General features: G+C 60.5%; 3 protein-coding genes. All 3 read right to left on the bottom strand.

All coding sequences use genetic code 11. The features are described 5' to 3' along the window. Positions 1-250, bottom strand: a 250-nt coding sequence (locus B4E36_RS10490) for an ATP-binding cassette domain-containing protein (RefSeq protein WP_345900321.1), incomplete at its 3' end; no start/stop codon positions are given. 5 nt (positions 251-255) lie between these two features. After that, positions 256-1,137 (bottom strand): carbohydrate ABC transporter permease, encoded by an 882-nt coding sequence (locus B4E36_RS10485; protein ID WP_292053982.1) that lies wholly within the window; start codon positions 1,135-1,137, stop codon positions 256-258. Further along, positions 1,134-2,036 carry a carbohydrate ABC transporter permease gene (locus B4E36_RS10480; RefSeq protein ID WP_230721490.1) on the bottom strand — a complete coding sequence of 301 codons (903 nt, stop codon included), beginning with the start codon at positions 2,034-2,036 and terminating at the stop codon, positions 1,134-1,136. The genes B4E36_RS10485 and B4E36_RS10480 overlap by 4 nt, the downstream gene beginning before the upstream one ends. Positions 2,037-2,181: the final 145 nt, after the last annotated feature.

Raw genomic sequence — 2,181 nt, 5'->3', positions numbered from 1 at the left:
AGGACTGGAACACCATGGCGATGTTGCGGTCCGCCGGGCGCACGCCGTTCATCGAGCGGCCATTGATCACGATGTCGCCGGAGGAGACCGGCTCGAGACCGGCGATCATGTTCAAAAGCGTGGACTTGCCACAGCCCGACGGGCCGACGAGCACGAGGAACTCGCCCTCCTCGACCTCGATATCGGTCTGATGCAGGACGGTCAGGGAACCGAAGCTCTTGGTGACCTTGTCAATTTTCAGAAAACCCATGGGCCTTAACCTTTAACGCTGCCGGCCATCAGGCCGCGTACGAAATAGCGTCCGGCGACGATGTAGACGAGCAAAGTCGGCATCGCCGCCATGATCGCGCCGGCGAAATGGACGTTGTATTCCTTCACGCCGGTCGACGACTGGACGAGATTGTTGAGCGCCACCGTCATCGGCTGGCTGTTGAAATCGGAGAACGAGGCGCCGAACAGGAAGTCGTTCCAGATGTTGGTGAACTGCCAGATGATGCAGACCACCGCGATCGGCCCGGAAGAGGGCAGCAGGATGCGGCGGAAGATGGTGAAGAAGCCCGCGCCGTCGATCATCGCCGCGCGCACCAACTCGCTTGGGAACTGGGCGTAATAGTTGCGGAAATAAAGCGTCGAGAAGCCGATGCCGTAGACCAGATGCACGAAGATCAACCCTGGCACCGAGCCCGCAAGGCCGATAATGCCGAGAATGCGCGCCATCGGAATCAGCACGATCTGGAACGGGATGAAGCAGGCAAACAGCAGCAGGCCGAAGATGATGTTATGGCCGCGGAACTGCCATTTGGTCAGCACGTAGCCGTTGAGCGCGCCGAGCACGGTGGAGATCGCCACCGCCGGCACCACCATCTGGATCGAGTTCCAGAAATAGGGCTTGAGGCCTGTCGCCTGCACGCCGATCTGGGCGGTCGACCATGCGCTTTTCCACGGCTCGAAGGTCAGTGCGTCGGGCAGGTTCATCATGCCGCCGGCCTGGATCTCACGCAGGGGTTTGAGCGAATTCACCACCATCACGTAGAGCGGCAGCAGATAATAGAGGCAGAAGATCAGGAGTACGGTGTAGATGAAGAACCGCGCCGTGCGGCCCGTCGAGACCACCTGGGTGGAAGCATTGCTGCTCATTGCTTCTTCTCCCTCAGTTCCGACCAGAGGTAGGGCACCATGATGGCAGCGACCGACATCAGCATGATCACGGCGGAGGCAGCGCCGATGCCCATCTGGTTGCGGGTGAAGGTGTAGGAATACATGAAGGTCGCCGGCAGTTCGGTCGCCCTCCCCGGCCCGCCGCCGGTCAGCGCGATCACGAGGTCGTAGGATTTGATCGCCATATGGGCGAGCACCACGATCGCCGACATGAAGGCCGGGCGAAGCTGCGGGATCACGATCCGGCGATAGAGCGAGAAGTTGGAGGCGCCGTCGATCTGGGCGGCCTTCAGCACCTCGCCGTCAATGCCGCGCAGGCCGGCGAGGAACATCGCCATGACGAAGCCGGAGGTCTGCCACACGGCGGCGATCACGATGGTGTAGATCGCCATCTGGTTCGACTTGATCCAGTTGAACTGGAAGCTGGTCCAGCCCCAGGAATGCATCACCGCCTCAAGCCCGATGCCGGGATCGAGGAACCACTTCCACGCCGTGCCGGTGACAATGAAGGACAGCGCCATCGGGTAGAGATAGATCGAGCGGATAAAGCCCTCGGCGCGGATCTTCTGGTCGAGGAAGATCGCCAGCATCAGGCCGATCGCGCAGCAGAAGATGATGTAGAGCGAGCCGAAGATCGCGACATTCTTGATCGCGATCGTCCAGGCGCGCAGCCGGAACAGGTTGATATAGTTCTTCCAGCCGACGAGATCGAAGCTCGGCAGGATACGGCTGTCGGTAAAGGAGAGATAGACGGTGAAGGCGATGAAGCCGTAGACGAAGATCAGCACCATCGCCAGCGACGGACTGAGCACGATCTTCGGCAGGGCATCGCGTAGAAAATCCCCCGCTCTCCCGCTTCTCTGTGCGGACGAAGCCATTCAAACCCTCCGGATTGGCGAAACCACTCGGGGTTCGCCGATGTTTTGTTGTTTGCCTTACAAGCGCTGGCGCGCCTCTTCCTTCAAAAGCTTTGCCGTCTCTCTGCCGCAAAGCCCCCAAGTCTTCTCGCCCCGGAGGGGAGAG

The organism is Martelella sp. UBA3392, assembly GCF_002358775.1.
Classification (GTDB): Bacteria; Pseudomonadota; Alphaproteobacteria; order Rhizobiales; family Rhizobiaceae; genus Martelella; species Martelella mediterranea.
The sequence above is the reverse complement of the archived record's forward strand: the minus strand, read 5'-3'. Positions and strand labels throughout refer to the sequence as shown.

What these genes read in the sequence shown, in the direction of transcription:
- B4E36_RS10485 (WP_292053982.1), bottom strand. Translation starts at nt 1,137, where the DNA reads ATGAGCAGCAATGCTTCCACCCAGGTGGTCTCGACGGGCCGCACGGCG.
- B4E36_RS10480 (WP_230721490.1), bottom strand. Translation starts at nt 2,036, where the DNA reads ATGGCTTCGTCCGCACAGAGAAGCGGGAGAGCGGGGGATTTTCTACGC.